We start from the raw sequence: 14980 nt of genomic DNA, 5'->3' as shown, positions 1-14980 counted from the left end.
ATCCCCCGGCCGTCCGGCCCGTCCTTCCCCAAGGAGGGCACCCGGACGACATGTGGCTCTGTCGCCGCCATCATCATGCTCTGTAGTCGCCCGATTACGCAACGTTGTCGGCGAAATCCATCATTCCGGACAGTCCCGGCTTCCCGGGCTTTCGCCGGCCGCATACCCCGCCGGAGTCGGTGAAAACGCTGCGGGACTCCTCGGTCGGGAGGAGACTCGGCGCCAGGTCCCACGCAACCACGCACCGGGGGTCGTGCGTTTAACACAACGAGGCCGGCGCGCGCAGGAAATGGGGAAAGTACGCCCGCGCGCCCCTCGTTACCTGTTCGCGTACCCTGTCGAGGTGACCTGGATGCGGAAACGTGACCACAACATCTTTGCCAACGCCGCATCGCTGATCATCTGTGGCCTACTGGCCGGCGTGGTGGTCGCGGCGGCCGCCTTCCCCGCGGTGGCGATGTCCGGGCTGGCCGCCAAGGCCGGCGCCGAGACGTTCGCCGCGCTACCGCGCGAGCTCACCGTGGCCCAGGCGCCACAGATCAGCTACCTGCTGGCCAAGGACGGCAAGACGCCGCTGGCGACGATGTACGACGAGAACCGGCGCAACGTGAAGCTGGCCGACATCTCGCCGCACATGCGCAACGCGATCATCGCGGCCGAGGACCACGACTTCTACAAGCACAACGGCGTCGACCTGAACGGCGTCGCCCGGGCGTTCGTCAACAACCAGTCCGGCACCAACGGCCGGCAGGGCGCCTCCACGCTGACCATGCAGTACGTCCGGCTGGCCATCGCGTACTCGGCGACCCACCCGGCGGACGTGGTCGCGGCCACCGAGGACACCGGCGGCCGGAAGCTGCGCGAGATGCGCTACGCCCTTCAGATCGACAAGGAGCTCTCCAAGGACGAGATCCTGGAGCGCTACCTCAACATCGCCTCGTTCGGCAACGGCGCGTACGGCATCTACGCCGCCAGCCAGGTCTACTTCGGCAAGCCGCCGAGCAAGCTCAAGATCGAGGAAGCGGCCATGCTGGCCGGCATGGTGAAGGCGCCGACCACCAACGACCCGACCACCAAGGCCGGCTACCCGCTCGCCCTGGACCGGCGCAACTACGTCATCAAGAACATGGCCGACATCAAGGCGATCACGGAGGCCGAGCGGGACAAGGCGATGGCCACCAAGATGGTGGTGAAGGACAAGCGCACCCCCAACGGCTGCGTCTCCACCAACAAGAAGGGCTGGGGCTTCTTCTGCGACTACTTCTACCGCTGGTGGATGCAGCAGGAGACTTTCGGCTCCACCTCGTACGACCGTGAGCGGCGGCTGAAGAGCGGCGGCTACACCATCACCACCACGCTCGACCCGCAGGCGCAGGACGGCGCCGACAAGGCGGTGCGCCGAGCCAAGGGCATCAACGCCAAGGAGGCCGCGATGGTGGCCGTGGTGGAGCCGGGCACCGGCCGGGTCCGCGCGCTGGCGGTGAACCGGGTCTTCAAGATCGACGACCCGAAGCGCCCGCAGAACAAGCCGAACAGCGACCCGGTGAAGCGCAAGAAGGGGATCAAGGGCAACTACCCCAACACGGTGGTGCCCCTGCTAAGCGGCGGCGGCGACATCAAGGGCTACCAGGCCGGCTCGACCTTCAAGATCTTCACCCTGGTCGCCGCGCTGGAGAAGGGCTACCCGCTCAGCTACACCATCAACGCGCAGCACCAGTTCAAGTCGAACTACATCATCAAGAAGGGCAGCAAGGCCGCCTGCCCGGGCACGCACTTCTACTGCCCCAAGAACTCCAGCCCCAGCATGACCGGCATCCAGACCATGTGGAGCGGCTTCGGCAAGTCGGTGAACACCTTCTTCGTCGACCTCGAGCAGCGGGTCGGCGCCGAGAACGTGGTCAAGGTGGCGCAGCGGCTCGGCATCACCTTCCGGGACAGCGACGACGCCGAGCGGGCGACCAAGGAGGGCGGCGTCAACCAGTGGGGCGCGTTCACCCTGGGCGTCTCGCAGACCACCCCGCTGGAGCTGGCCAACGCGTACGCCACCCTGGCCGCCGACGGCAAGTACTGCGCGCCGATCCCGGTGCAGGAGATCAAGGGCCCGGACGGCAAGAAGCTCGACATCGCCAACCCGAACTGCGAGCAGCGGTTCAGCCCGCAGGTGGCCCGGGCCGCCGTCGACGCGGCCCGCTGCCCGGTGGGCGACAAGTCCTCGACGTCGAGGTGCAACGGTGGCACCGCCCGGGAGACCAAGGGCATCGTCAACGCGCCGGTGGCCGGCAAGTCCGGCACCACCGACTCGGACAAGACCGCCGCCCTGGTCGCGATGACCAAGCAGTACGCGGTCGCCGGCATCATGGCCGACCCGGACTACCCGCAGACCAACGCCAAGATGGGCCACAAGGAGCCCTGGGGCATCAACCCGCCGGTCATGGAGACCCTCCGGGACGCCATGAAGGGCAAGCCACGGATCGACTTCACCCCGCCCGGCGGGAAGATCATCAACGGTGACCAGAAGTCCATCCCCGGGGTGAGCTGCCTGTCCATCGACGCGGCGAAGTCCAAGCTCCGCGACGCCGGCTTCGACCCGGTGGTCTCCGGCACCCCGGTCTCATCCGACTGCCCGAAGAACACCGCGGCGGGCACCACCCCGTCGGGCAAGACCATCAAGGGCGGCGTGGTCAGCATCGAGGTCAGCGCCGGGGCACCGGTCGCGCCGACGCCGACCACCGGCCCCACCCAAACGGGGCCACCGCCGGTGCTGCCGACCAAGCCCGGCCGGCCGCGCGGCTGAGGCGGTCCGACGACGACAACGGGCGGGCACCCTTTCGGGGGTGCCCGCCCGTTGCGCGTACGGGCGGTCTAGAGGCCGAGCTGCCGGCGTACCTCGGCGGCGACGCGACCACCCTCGGCCCGGCCGGCCACCGCTGCCTGGGCCGCCTTCATGGCCGGGCCCATCTGCGCCTTGCCGGTGAAGCCGCCCGCGGAGAGCGCCCCCGCGACCAGTTCGGTCAGCTCGTCGTCGGAGAGCTGCTTCGGCAGGTAGCGCTCCAGCACCTCGCCCTCCGCGGTCTCCTTGCCGGCCTGCTCGGCCCGACCGGCGTCGGCGAAGGCGGTCGCGGCCTCGCGCCGCTTCTTCGCCTCCTTGGTCAGCACCGCGAGCACCTCGTCGTCGCTGAGCTCGCGCTTCTCCTTCCCGGCGACCTCGGCGTTGCCCACCGCGGCGAGCGCCATCCGCAGCGTGGAGGTGGTCAGCGCGTCGCGCGCCTTCAGGGCGGCGCGCATGTCGGCGGTGAGGCGGTCCTTCAGCGTGCTCATGGACGGTCAAACTACCCTGATCGGCATGCGAAAGCGCACACTATTCCGCCTCGCGACCTCCGCCGCGGCGCTGGGCGCCGCCACGCTGGCGTACGCGGCCCTGATCGAGCGCAACATGTTCACCCTGCGCCGGTACGACGTCCCGGTGCTGCCCGCCGACGCCGAGCCCCTGCGCATCCTCCACCTGTCGGACCTGCACATGATGCCCGACCAGCGGCGCAAGCAGGACTGGGTGGCCTCGCTGGCCGCCCTGGACCCGGACCTGGTGGTGGTCACCGGGGACAACATGGCGCACCCCGGCGCGGTGCCCGGCGTGCTGCGCGCGCTGCACCCGCTGCTCGACTTCCCCGGTGCCTTCGTCTTCGGCTCCAACGACTACACCGGGCCGGTGTGGAAGAACCCGTTCACCTACTTCCTGCCGGACCGGGAGTACACCGAGGGCGTGGAGCTGCCCTACGAAGAGCTGCGCGCGGTCCTCACCGGCGCCGGCTGGGCGGACCTGAACAACGCGCGCACCACCGTCAAAGCGGGCGGGCGGGCCGTCGAGGTGGCCGGCGTCGACGACCCGCACGTCGAACGGGACGACTACGACGCGGTGGCCGGGCCGGTGTCGGCCGAGGCGGACGTCACCATCGCGCTGAGCCACTCCCCGGAGCCGGCTGTGCTGGACCGGATGGCCGCCGACGGCTTCGGGCTGCTGCTGGCCGGGCACACCCACGGCGGGCAGGTCTGCGTGCCGGGCTACGGAGCGCTGGTGACCAACTGCGGGCTGCCCCGCTCGATGGCCAAGGGGCTGCACCGCTGGCCCGGCTCGGACGCCTGGCTGCACGTCTCGGCCGGCCTCGGCACCCACCCGACCGCGCCGATCCGGTTCGCCTGCCCGCCGGAGGCGAGCGTGCTCACCCTGATCCCGCGCTGAACAGCTCCCGGGCGGCCTCCCTCGATCCCGCCTCGCGCCGGGCGGCGGGGCGGCTCGGGCGCGCCGGCCGGCGAGGGGGTACCGAGTTTGACCGTCGGGACGGGTGGGCTACTATTTGTCGGCACGCCTCGGGGTGTGGCGCAGCTTGGTAGCGCGCTTCGTTCGGGACGAAGAGGTCGTCGGTTCGAATCCGGCCACCCCGACCAGAGGTAAGAGCAGGTCAAGACCCCTCCACGGAGGGGTCTTGATTCGTTTCCAGAGCTGTCGGCAGCCGCTGGCGATCGTCCGGTGACGAGGCGTACCGGCCAGGGCGGCGCCGGCCCGATCAGGGGTCTTCTGGTCGAAGACCCCCGGCTAGCGCGGCCTCGCGCAGTTCCTTACGCCGCCCGCCGCCGACGAGGACCTCCGTGATGACCAGGCCGGCACAGACAGCCGCCAGCAGGCCGAGCGCTACCACCGCCGAAAGTTGGCTGGCGGCCGGGATGAGCGCCACCAGCAGCGCTATGGTAATCAATCGCGGCCAGATGACCCGTCCGAGCAGGCGCGTGATCCGTAGTTGGAAGCCGGCGTGGGAGAGCAGGAACAGGGCTGCCCCGCCGTAGAGGGCGTAGCGGCCCATGCTTTCCAGTTGCGCAGTCGAATGGTGCAGTTCGTTGTCTTTGATGATCGTCACCACTTTGTGCAGTCCGAGGGCGAGCAGCATGATGCCGGCGATCATCGGCAGGTGGAGATAGCTGTAGGCGTCGCGGGCGTAGGCGACCCGGCGCTGGACGGGATTCTGGCTCAGCGTCCGCTCGGCGGCGATCGCGACGACGTCGAAATAGGTCCAGCCCAATGCGGCGGCGGTGACGATGGCGAAGGCGATTGCCGCGATGAGCGATCCAGTCATCGGCACGCCGCTGCTGGTCAGGCCAACCGCTATCAGCGACTCGCCAAGGGCGACGAGCACGATGAGGCCGTGCCGCTCCGCCCAGTGCCGGGCCGAGATGATGTGCAACCCCCACGACCGCAGCAGCAGGGCGCGGCCATAGTCGACGAGGACGGCGAGCATCCAGAGCCCGCTCTGGCTCGCCTTGACCAGCCACGGGTCGTGGAACAGTCGCTGCGGCACGACGGCGGCGGAGAACAGCAGGACGGAGGCGACAAACAGTGGAGCGGCGATCAGCAGGACGATGCGCGGCCCCGTGTCTGGAATGGCGTACCAGCGCAGCGCCAGATGCACCAGCCGAACGACCACGAAGCACGCGACGAACACCACCGGGCCGGAGATGGTCGCGCCCGGGAGGTCGGTGAATGCCTGCCGGACCGCCACCGCCATCACAAGGGTGACCACCGTCACGAAGAGCAGCGCAATCCGGATCAGCCCGACCCGGGCTTGAAGGCTGTTGCCCAACCAGGCATAGATGGACCACGTCGACCACAAAAGGGCTAGCGCAAGCATCCCGTTCAACACGCCGTGACTGGTGAAGTCGTCGTCCATCAACGCAACGACCTGGATGAACGCAAGGACGAACACCAGATCGAAGAAGAGCTCCACGCTGGTTACGCCGACGCCCTCGCGTAGCGGTCGAATGCCGCGCGGCGCTCGCGCTGACTTGCCACCGAAGGCCCCGGCGTCCTCACTCACCACACGACCGAGTGTGGCAGCCGGCCACACCGAAGATGCCCGAATCACTTATCACGGTCGACGTCGTCGTAGAGGGCACATCAGCCACTGGATGTGCCCGCTGGCATTTCCCCGGGTCGCCGCAACCCGGTTGCCGCCTCCGCGCCGGTCCCGGACCGCCGCGTCCGATTACCGCCGGACTCGTCGACCGGCACCCGGCAGGCTCGACGGCATGTCGACCACGAACCCCGCGCCCACCAGCGGCCCGGTGACCTTCGACCACTGGTACGCCTTCGCCGAGGGCGGACCGGTGCACCGAGGGCTGCTGCCGTTCCCACCGGCGGATCCCGCCCCGTTCGAGGTCGCTCGCTGGTCGGTGGCCCCGGGAACCGCCAACGACCTGGACGTCCACCGGTCCCGTGAACTGTGGATCGTGGTCGCCGGAGTCGGCGCCCTGACCTGGGCCGACCGGACCACCGTGCTGCGCGCCGGTGACATCGTGGCGTTCGACAGCGGGGTGCCGCACCAGATCCGGAACGACGGACCCGACGAGCTCCTCGCCGTCTCCGTCTTCTGGCTGCCGGACAACGGCTGACGGCGCCGGAAGGCCCGGGGTCAGGGGGCCCGGCCGCCGGCGACCTCGTCGACGAAACCGGCGACCGTACGGGAGAACAGGTCCGGTCGTTCCAGCTGCCAGAGGTGTCCCACGTCCGGCACCACCTCCAGCCGCGCCCGTGGGATGCCGGCGGCCAGTTCCCGCGCACCGGGCAGGTTCACCCGGTCCCGCGAGCCGCACAGCACCAGCGTCGGCACCGCCACCTCGGGCAGTCGGGGCCGCAGGTCGGTACCGGCCAGCTCGCGCAGCGCGTCCAGGTAGGTGCGCCGGCCGGTGGTCCGGAAGTCCTCGGCGGTCTCGGCGAGGGTCCGTTGCCGCTGCGGCGGCGGCATCCAGGTGATGGTCGGGGCGAGCAGGCGTACGGCCGAGCGCACGATGACCCGCTCGGGGGTGAGCGCGGCGACCGCCCGTTGCACCGCCAGCGCGGCCACCGGCCCGGGCACACCGCCGGAGAGCAGCAGGCTCCGGACCCGCTGCGGTCGGGCGAGGCAGGTGAGCACCGCCACCGTCGCGGAGAGCGACAGGCCGACCAGGTGCACCGGCCCGGGCGTACGGTCCAGCAGGTCGCCGAGGTCGGCGACGGCCCGGTCGAAGCTGAACGGGCCGGGGTTGCCGCCGTGCCCCGGCAGGTCGGGCGTCAGCACCGCGTACCGCTCGCCGAGCGCCTCGACCTGGCGGTGCCACACCCGGCTCGTGGCGCAGAGGGACGGCAGCAGGACGACGGTCTCCATGCCCCCTGCGTAGCAGGGGCGTGCCAACGGCCGACCGGCGCACGCCTCAGCGCAGGGTCGCCAGGTCGAGCCGGTGTTCGTTGGCGAGGTCCACCAGCCCGCCCACCAGCGTCTCGAAGTCGCGCAGGTAGTCGAGCGTCGACAATGGGCCGGACAGGGCGTCCTCCGTCCATTCCCCGTCGAACCGGGCCTGGTACGTCGGTGGCTCGTCGGTGAGGGTGGCGCAGTCCCTCAGGCGGAACCGGTGCAGCCCGCCGGCGGGGTCCAGCAGGGTGCCGTCCAGGCTCAGTTCCTCCCGGATGGGCCAGCGGTCGGTGTCCCGGAAGACGTGCTTGCGGGTCAGGACCATCCACCCGCTGACGACCGGCTCGTCGACCCAGACGTGTTCGGTCCGGAGCAGCCGCTGGCGTTCCCGCCGCACCGACCGCACGATGTGCAGGTTGTGCCGGCGATCGGCGGCCACGAGCGCGGACGCGACCTTTCGGGATATCTCCAGCAGTTCCGCCCGGCGCCGCACGGCCAGTTGCCGGGTCCGTTCCCATTCCTCCTGCCGGCGTCGTTCCTCCTCCTCGGCGGCGACCCTGCTCTGACGCACGCGCTCGGCGAAGTCTTCCACGCTCGCCCTCCGGAACTCGCTGACGTGAGTCGATTGCTGTCCGTCGAGTTTGCTGGCGCACGGTCGGGCCCGGCAATGGGCCTGCGGTAGGGGTCGGGTCGGCACGATCGGACCTTCAGCGGCTCCGGGCGGCCGGGCGAGGCTGGGAATTGCACCTGCCCGGCCCGGAAAACGGCCGCCGCGCGCCGGGCTTTCCCAAGCCCTGGGGCACCCCCGTAGCGGTCGGAAGGAGAAAGGTCACGGGCGGTTGGTCGTCTTTTCCTGGCAGGCTTGGCGGCATGCCCGCCCCGACCCGCCCCCGCCTTGCCGACTGGACCACGGTCGTGCCCGTGCTCGCGGTGCTGATCCTCGCCCTCACCTGGGGTCGGGAACTCCCCGGTTATCTGGTTCCGCTGGTCGCCGCGCTGCTCGCCGGCGCGGTGCTCGCGGCCGTGCACCACGCGGAGGTGGTCGCGCACAAGGTGGGCGAGCCGTTCGGGTCGCTGGTGCTCGCGGTCGCCGTGACGGTCATCGAGGTGGCCCTGATCGTCACCCTGATGCTCAGCGGCGGTGAGAAGACCCAGTCGTTGGCGCGGGACACCGTGTTCGCCGCGGTGATGATCACCTGCAACGGCATTCTCGGCCTGTCGTTGCTGCTCGGGGCGCTGCGGCAACGGGTCGCGGTGTTCAACTCGGAGGGCACCGGTGGGGCGCTGGCCACAGTGGCCACCCTGGCGACGCTGAGCCTGGTGGTGCCGAGCTTCACCACCAGCCGGACCGGCCCGGAGTTCTCCCCCGCCCAGCTCGGCTTCGCCGCCGTCGCGTCGCTGGCGCTGTACGGGTTGTTCGTGCTGGTGCAGACCGGACGGCACCGCGACTACTTCCTGCCCGTCAACGCCGACGGCGGTCCGGTCGACGCCGACGGCGACGGGCACGCCGACCCGCCGACCAACCGGGCCGCCCTGTTCAGCCTGGTCCTGCTGCTGGTGGCACTGGTGGCAGTGGTGGGTGACGCGAAGACGGTCTCCCCGGCGATCGAGGCGGGCGTCCAGGCGGCCAACCTGCCCCAGTCCTTCGTCGGCGTGATCATCGCCCTGCTGGTGCTGCTGCCGGAGACGCTGGCCGCCGCCCGCGCGGCCCGCCGCAACCGGGTGCAGATCAGCCTCAACCTCGCCCTCGGCTCGGCGATGGCCAGCATCGGCCTGACCATTCCGGCGATCGCGCTGCTGTCGATATGGCTGGAGGGGCCGCTGCTGCTCGGCCTGGGCGGTACGCAGATGGCGCTGCTCGCGCTGACCGTGGTGGCCGGCGTGCTGACCGTGGTCCCGGGCCGGGCGACCCTGCTCCAGGGCGGGGTGCACCTGGTACTGCTGGCCGCCTTCGTGTTCCTCGCCGCCAGCCCGTGACCGCCGGTCCCCTCGCCGCCATCGGCGCTCGCCGCCGAGCTGCGCGCGACCTGGTCGAGAACCTGCTGGCCGGCGCAGCGGAGCCGGGCACGCCGTGACGGCGCCGGCCGGGCCGGGTTCAGTCGTGCAGTTCGGTGCGGGCGACCTCGGCGAAGGCCGCGTCCAGGCAGCCGGCCAGCGGACGGCCCGACGCGGCGAGCAGGTCGGTCACCAGCAGCGGCGCGTGCCGGGCGATCGCGGCCGGGTCGGGCGGGGTGTCATCGTCGCCCGGGTCGTACACGCCGAGGGCGGAGGCGAGCAGCACCAGCACCACGTGCGGGTCGACGTCCGCCCGCCACTGCGCCGCGCCCCGGACGCAGCGTTCCAGCACCCGCCGCACGTCGTCGCCGTCCAGCCCGTCGGGGTTGGTCTCCTCCAGCAGCAGGCGTACCACCGCGCCGAGGACCAGCCCGGACCGGTCGGCGGCGGCGAGCCGGGCGGTGGCCGGTGCGTACGCATCGGAGTCCCGGGCTCGCGCGGCGGCCACGGCCTCCTCGGCGGACACCGCGATCTCGCGGGCCGGGGCGGGCAGGTGGCGCCAGGTCGCGGTCACCGGCCCAGCATTCCAGACCCCGCCGACGTTCCGGACGCGCGTCGGCCCCGGCGGGTGTGCTCGGTCACGCCGCGGGGCGGCGGCAGCGGCGCCCGGCGGTAATGGGGTCGCGGCCTGTCACACCGTACGAAGAGAATCCCAGCCATGCTGCGTCGCGCCCTGCCCCGCCGTCCGGAAGCCCGCCGGATCCTGGTCGGCACCCTGCTCTCGGCGATCGGCCGGGGCCTGACCCTGCCGTTCCTCTTCATCTACCTGACCGACGTGCGCGGCCTCTCCGACCCGCGGGCCGGCCTGGTCATCGGCTGGTACGGCGCGGTCACCCTGGCCCTGTCGCCGCTGGGCGGCACGCTGATCGACCGGTTCGGCGCCCGCCGGGTGGTGCTGCCCTGCCTGCTGATCGAGGCGGCGGGCACCGGCGCGCTGGCGCTGGTCGACTCGACGGCGTCGGCCTTCGCGGTGGCGACGGTGATCGCGGTGGGCGGCTCGGCGATCTGGTCGGGCCAGAACACCATCCTCGCCTCGCTCACCGACGTCGGCGAGCGGCAGCGGGTGTACGGGTTGAACTTCGCCCTGCTCAACCTCGGCATCGGCATCGGCGGGCTGACCTCCGGGGCGATCGTGGACATCGCCCGGCCGGCCACCTTCCAGCTGATCTACCTGCTGGACGCGGTGACCTACCTGGTGCCGGCGCTGATCCTGCTGAGCCTGCGCGGGGTCGGTCACCGGCTGGTGGTCGGCGGGGCGACCGACGGGAAGGGTTCCGCCGGCGGCTACCTGACCGTGCTGCGGGACCGCCCGTTCCGGCGGCTGGTGATCTTCGGCCTGGTCCTGACCACCTGCGGGTACGCGCAGGTCGAGGTGGGCTTCACCGCGTTCGCGATCCGGGTGGCCGAGGTCAGTCCCCGGGTGGTGGCCTGGGCGCTGGCCGGCAACACCGTGATGATCGTGCTGGCCCAGTTGCTGGTGCTCCGGCACCTCGAGGGGCGCAGCCGCACCGGGGCGCTGGCCGTCGTCGGCGGGTTCTTCGCCGCCGCCTGGCTGGTGCTCGGCGGGGCCGGCCTGGTCGGCCCGGGGCATGCGCTGCTCGCGGCCCTCGGGGTGGTGGCCTGCGCGGTGATCTTCGGCTTCGGCGAGACGATGCTGTCGCCGGTGATGCCGGCGCTGACCAACGCGCTCGCCACCGACGAGCTGCGCGGCCGGTACAACGCGATGAGCTCGATGATCTTCGGCATCAGCGGCGTGATCGGCCCGGTGACCGCCGGCCCGCTGATCGGCGCGGCGGACGGCAAGATCTGGGTGGCCGTGGTGGTCGGTGGCTGCCTGGTCGCCTCGCTGCTGGCCCTGTCGCTGCGCCCGATGCTCTCCGCGGCGCAGGACGGCCGTTCCGCCGCCACCCGTGCCGAGGAACCAGCGCCCGCCTGACCTGTTACCGGGACAGACCGAGGCCACCCCCGCCCCGAGCAGGCCGACATGCCGCAGCCCGCGGCCTCCCCCGCCCGGCGAGGGACCGGACGCGGAACGGGCCCCGGAGCCAGAATCGCTCCGGGGCCCGTTCGGGCGTTGCGCTGGATCAGGCGGCCGGGACCTCGGCCGTGGTGCGGATCCGGTCGAGGGCCGGCGCCGAGACCGGGGACTTCTCGGTCAGGTACGCCACGAAGGCGTCCAGGTCGATCGGCCCGGTGACCATGTTCTTCCCGCCGGTGAGGACGCTGAAGCCGTCGCCGCCGCCGGCGAGGAAGTTGTTCACCGTGATCCGGTAGGTGGCGTCGGCGGTCACCGCGGTGCCGCCGATGGTGAGGCTGCCGCGGACGATCCGGGTGCCGGAGCACGGGTCGGCGGTGGTCCCGGTGGTGCCGTTGAGGTCCACCACGTAGCGGACGGTCGACGACGGCAGCAGCACCGGGCCGGCGACGAACTGCTGCTCCAGCATGCAGTAGAGCTGCGCCCCGGTCAGGTCCAGCGTCACCAGGTTGTTGGCGAACGGCTGGACGGTGAAGGCCTCCTCGTAGGTGACCGGGCCGGCGTCGAGGTCGGCCCGGACGCCGCCCGGGTTCATGAAGGCGGCGACCGCGCCCTGCTCGTCGTCGGTGGCGGCGAGCTGCGCGTCGGCGATCACGTTGCCCAGCGCGGACTCACCGCAGGACCCCTTGATCACCTTGTAGTCGCAGGGCGCGCTGCCGATCAGGACCTCGGGGGTCTTGGTGATCGCCGCGCTGGTCTGGCCGACCACCTTCGTGGCGACCGGGCCGAGCGCCGTCTTGTAGTGGTTGATCAGCGTGGTCTGCGCCGGGTCCTTGGCCACGTCCCGGGTGACGACGACGTTGTTCGCCTTGGCGGTGCGCACGTCGCCGGTCTGGCGATCGATGGACAGGTCGATGTCGGTGACCAGGCGGCCGAACGAGCTGGCGCTGGTCACCAGCTTGCCGTTGACCTCGCAGTTGTACGCCTGGTGGGTGTGCCCGCTGACCACCGCGTCGATGGCCGGGTCCATCCGGTTGACGATGTCCACGATCGGGCCGGAGAAGCCGGCGCAGCCGTTGATGTCGGAACCGGTGGTCTGCACGCCACCCTCGTGCAGCAGCACGACGATGCTCTGCACGCCCTGGGCCTGCAGGATGCGGGCGTACCGGTTGGCGGTGTCCGCCTCGTCGGCGAAGGTGAGGCCGGCGACGCCCTGCTGGCTGACGATCTCCGGGGTGCCCTCCAGGGTCATCCCGATGAAGCCGACCTTGACGCCGTCGACCTTCTTGACCGCGTACGGCGGCAGCAGCGGCTTGCCGGTCGCGGTCTTGAAGGCGTTCGCGGAGAGGTACTGGAACTCGGCGCCCTTGTACGGGGTGCCGTCGGCGCAGCCGTCGACCGGGTGGCAGCCGCCGTTCTGGATCCGGAGCAGCTCGCTCGCGCCCTCGTCGAACTCGTGGTTGCCGACGCTGGCGAAGTCCAGACCGGCCAGGTTGAGCGCCTCGATGGTGGGCTCGTCGTGGAAGGCGGCGGAGAGCAGCGGCGAGGCGCCGATCAGGTCGCCCGCGGCGACCGTGATGGTGTGCTCCTGCTTCTTCTTGGAGTCGCCGCGCAGCTTGGCGAGCTGGGTGGCGAGGTACTCGACGCCACCGGCGTTCTGGCCGGCGATGGTGCCGCTGCTACCCGACGGGGGCTCCAGGTTGCCGTGCAGGTCGTTGATGGCGAGCAGCTTGACGTCGACCGGCTTCGGGCCGGCCTCCGCCTGGTCGGGGGCGGCGGTGACGGCGCCGAGCGCGGTCACGGCGAGCGCGGTCAGGCCGATGGTGGCCCGACGCATCCCGGGGATGGACATGGAACTCCTCGTGAGTTTCGGCGCACGTGCCCGGGCGGTTGCCGCGCCGGGTGGGGGACGCCGGTGACAGGGGTCGATCACGGGCTGGCAGCGGTGGGGGTCACGACGCTGCCCGGGACAGCCTCTCATCCGTACCGCGATCGGTCGACACGGGAAGGACAGCAGGGCCAGGGAACCCGCTCCGGTCCTCCCGACGTTTCCGACATGACGGGCAGGTGAATTCCGCCCCGCGTTCGGCGTACACCGGGGTAGGCCCGATCGGACGATCCCGGCGCCGACCGCACGGCCGATCGCCGCGAGCCGAGCGGTGGTCTGGGTGGCGTGCTCAACGGCATCGTCGCCCTGCTCAACCGGATCCTGAACGCCCTGTAAGGGCATCCTGACGGCGGGTGCGGCCCACGGGCCGCCCCCGCCGCCCGTCTCAGCCGGCCGGCGGCGGTCCGCCGGTCACCAGCTCCTCGACCGCCGCCCGCTCCCAGCGGCCGGCCACCCCACGCAGGCCGGCCAGGTGATCGGTGATCCGGGCCGCCGGCCAGCGGTGCGCCTCCCGCAGCCCACCGGCCAGCATCCCGAGGTAGGCCGGCGCCGGTGCGTTCCACGACACGTCCTCCGCCCGCCAGGGCGCGGTGAAGGTGAGCATGGGCAGGCCGTCCCGGGTGCCGACCCGGATCAGGGTCTCGTACCGGCCGGGGCCGAGCGTCGCCCGGCCGGTGGCCACCGCCGCCTCGATCCCGGCCAGGTCGGCGCCCGGCGGCCGGTACATCTCCTGGGCGGCCAGGTCCGCGAACTGCTCGCCGGTCAGCAGCCAGCCGCGGGCCGCCGCCACCCCGGGCAGTCGCGGGTCGTAGAAGGCCATCCCGCCGGTCCAGGCCCGCGACTCGCCGGCGAAGTACACGCCGCCGGGCACCAGCACCGGCGCGGAGCGGCGCGGTGGCCGGCCGTCCCGGCAGCCCGGGTACGACCGCAGCCCGCCCGGCGGACGCCCGCCCGACAGGTAACACCCGAGCCGGGCGGCGGACATGTTCGAGCCGTAGGCGACGTACCAGAGCGGGTCCACGCGCTCAGCCTGCCGTCGGCGGCTCAGTACCAACCGGCCCGCCCGGCGGCGTGGCTGACCTGCACGGTGTGCGTGACGCAGCCGCCGCCGACCACCCGGTGCAGCAGGAAGGCGGTCGGCTCGGCGACCAGCCCGGCCTCCTCCTCGGCGCTCATCGCGAGGGCGGCCTGCACCCAGGTGCTCGGTGCGGTGGTCAACACCGTGCCGGCGAAGGCACTGGTCACCGGCCGGTGCAGGTGCCCGGCGGCGACGCGAACGACGTGCGGGTGCCGGCCGATCACCTCGGCCAGCGCGTCCGCGTCGGCGAGCCGGACGGCGTCGGCGGTGGGCACGCCGACCGCGACCGGCGGATGGTGCAGGCACACCACGGCGGGCACCTCGGGTCGGCCGGCGAGCACCCCGTCGAGCCAGCCGAGTTGCTCCTCGCCGAGCCGGCCGCCGGTGTCGCCGGGTGCCAGCGAGTCGAGCACCACGAGCGTGGCGTCCGGATGGTCCAGGTGGTAGTGCGCCGAGAAGCCGCCCCCGACGTACGGCGTGCCGCCGAAGGTGTCCAGCAGCGCCTCGCGGTCGTCGTGGTTGCCGGTCGCGAGGTGGACCGGCAACGGGAACCGCCCGACGATCTCGCGGAGCGCGACGTACTCGTCGGTGCGCCCGTTGGCGACCAGGTCACCGGTGATCACCACGCAGTCCGGCCGGGGGCGCAGCGCCAGCACCCGGCCGAGCGCCCGGTGCAGGCCGGTCGCCGGCTCGGCGGCGAGCGGGCCGGTGGTCACGTGCGGGTCGCTGAGTTGGGCGATGAGCACCGGAACCTCCCAGCGGTTCGGGCC

At 71.9% G+C, this 14980-nt stretch carries 13 protein-coding genes and 1 tRNA gene; 6 read left to right on the top strand and 8 right to left on the bottom strand.

Going from position 1 to position 14980, the window contains the following annotated elements:
• Window positions 1–352: 352 nt before the first annotated feature.
• Complete coding sequence (locus tag AB0H57_RS02285; RefSeq protein ID WP_357501785.1) at window positions 353–2794, top strand: penicillin-binding protein; 2442 nt, start codon at window positions 353–355, stop codon at window positions 2792–2794.
• A gap of 68 nt (window positions 2795–2862) precedes the next feature.
• Here AB0H57_RS02285 and AB0H57_RS02280 read toward each other — a convergent pair whose 3' ends face one another.
• Window positions 2863–3318, bottom strand: coding sequence for a GatB/YqeY domain-containing protein (locus AB0H57_RS02280; RefSeq protein WP_357501783.1), 456 nt, complete (start codon window positions 3316–3318; stop codon window positions 2863–2865).
• Between the two features lie 25 nt (window positions 3319–3343).
• On the opposite strand from AB0H57_RS02280, the gene AB0H57_RS02275 reads away from it, so the two are divergent.
• Both AB0H57_RS02275 and AB0H57_RS02270 read left to right on the top strand, forming a co-directional pair.
• Complete coding sequence (locus AB0H57_RS02275; RefSeq protein ID WP_357501781.1) at window positions 3344–4237, top strand: metallophosphoesterase; 894 nt, start codon at window positions 3344–3346, stop codon at window positions 4235–4237.
• A gap of 129 nt (window positions 4238–4366) precedes the next feature.
• Window positions 4367–4443, top strand: a tRNA-Pro gene (locus AB0H57_RS02270).
• 119 nt (window positions 4444–4562) lie between these two features.
• Here the strand turns inward: AB0H57_RS02270 and AB0H57_RS02265 are convergent.
• Window positions 4563–5864 carry a low temperature requirement protein A gene (locus AB0H57_RS02265; protein ID WP_357501779.1) on the bottom strand — a complete coding sequence of 434 codons (1302 nt, stop codon included), beginning with the start codon at window positions 5862–5864 and terminating at the stop codon, window positions 4563–4565.
• Window positions 5865–6075: 211 nt separating this feature from the next.
• Here AB0H57_RS02265 and AB0H57_RS02260 point away from each other — a divergent pair, with 211 nt between their 5' ends.
• Entirely contained in the window at window positions 6076–6438 is a 363-nt protein-coding gene (locus AB0H57_RS02260) for a cupin domain-containing protein (RefSeq protein WP_357501777.1), read from the top strand.
• 20 nt (window positions 6439–6458) lie between these two features.
• Here AB0H57_RS02260 and AB0H57_RS02255 read toward each other — a convergent pair whose 3' ends face one another.
• Both AB0H57_RS02255 and AB0H57_RS02250 read right to left on the bottom strand, forming a co-directional pair.
• The gene (locus tag AB0H57_RS02255) at window positions 6459–7190 is read right to left on the bottom strand and encodes an alpha/beta fold hydrolase (RefSeq protein ID WP_357501775.1); all 732 of its coding nucleotides are present in this window, start codon (window positions 7188–7190) and stop codon (window positions 6459–6461) included.
• 46 nt (window positions 7191–7236) lie between these two features.
• Window positions 7237–7785 carry a hypothetical protein gene (locus tag AB0H57_RS02250; protein WP_357501773.1) on the bottom strand — a complete coding sequence of 183 codons (549 nt, stop codon included), beginning with the start codon at window positions 7783–7785 and terminating at the stop codon, window positions 7237–7239.
• Window positions 7786–8084: 299 nt separating this feature from the next.
• Between AB0H57_RS02250 and AB0H57_RS02245 the strand changes: the two genes are divergently transcribed.
• Window positions 8085–9191, top strand: a complete 1107-nt coding sequence (locus AB0H57_RS02245; RefSeq protein WP_357501771.1) for an ionic transporter y4hA — start codon at window positions 8085–8087, stop codon at window positions 9189–9191.
• Between the two features lie 118 nt (window positions 9192–9309).
• Here the strand turns inward: AB0H57_RS02245 and AB0H57_RS02240 are convergent, their stop codons facing one another.
• On the bottom strand, window positions 9310–9783 hold the full coding sequence (locus AB0H57_RS02240) for a hypothetical protein (RefSeq protein WP_357501769.1): 474 nt from the start codon (window positions 9781–9783) through the stop codon (window positions 9310–9312).
• Window positions 9784–9927: 144 nt separating this feature from the next.
• Here AB0H57_RS02240 and AB0H57_RS02235 point away from each other — a divergent pair, with 144 nt between their 5' ends.
• Window positions 9928–11205: an MFS transporter gene (locus AB0H57_RS02235; protein WP_357501767.1), complete on the top strand. Its 1278-nt coding sequence runs from the start codon at window positions 9928–9930 to the stop codon at window positions 11203–11205.
• A 148-nt stretch (window positions 11206–11353) separates the two neighbouring features.
• Here the strand turns inward: AB0H57_RS02235 and AB0H57_RS02230 are convergent, their stop codons facing one another.
• From AB0H57_RS02230 to AB0H57_RS02220, 3 genes are all read right to left on the bottom strand, one after another.
• Window positions 11354–13096 carry a bifunctional metallophosphatase/5'-nucleotidase gene (locus tag AB0H57_RS02230; RefSeq protein WP_357501765.1) on the bottom strand — a complete coding sequence of 581 codons (1743 nt, stop codon included), beginning with the start codon at window positions 13094–13096 and terminating at the stop codon, window positions 11354–11356.
• 421 nt (window positions 13097–13517) lie between these two features.
• The gene (locus AB0H57_RS02225; protein WP_357501763.1) at window positions 13518–14153 is read right to left on the bottom strand and encodes a histone deacetylase; all 636 of its coding nucleotides are present in this window, start codon (window positions 14151–14153) and stop codon (window positions 13518–13520) included.
• A gap of 23 nt (window positions 14154–14176) precedes the next feature.
• Window positions 14177–14956, bottom strand: coding sequence for a phosphodiesterase (locus AB0H57_RS02220; protein ID WP_357501761.1), 780 nt, complete (start codon window positions 14954–14956; stop codon window positions 14177–14179).
• Window positions 14957–14980: the final 24 nt, after the last annotated feature.

It is taken from the genome of Micromonospora sp. NPDC050686 (genome assembly GCF_040654475.1).
Lineage (GTDB): Bacteria > Actinomycetota > Actinomycetes > Mycobacteriales > Micromonosporaceae > Micromonospora.
This window is presented reverse-complemented; position numbering and strand designations above follow the sequence as displayed.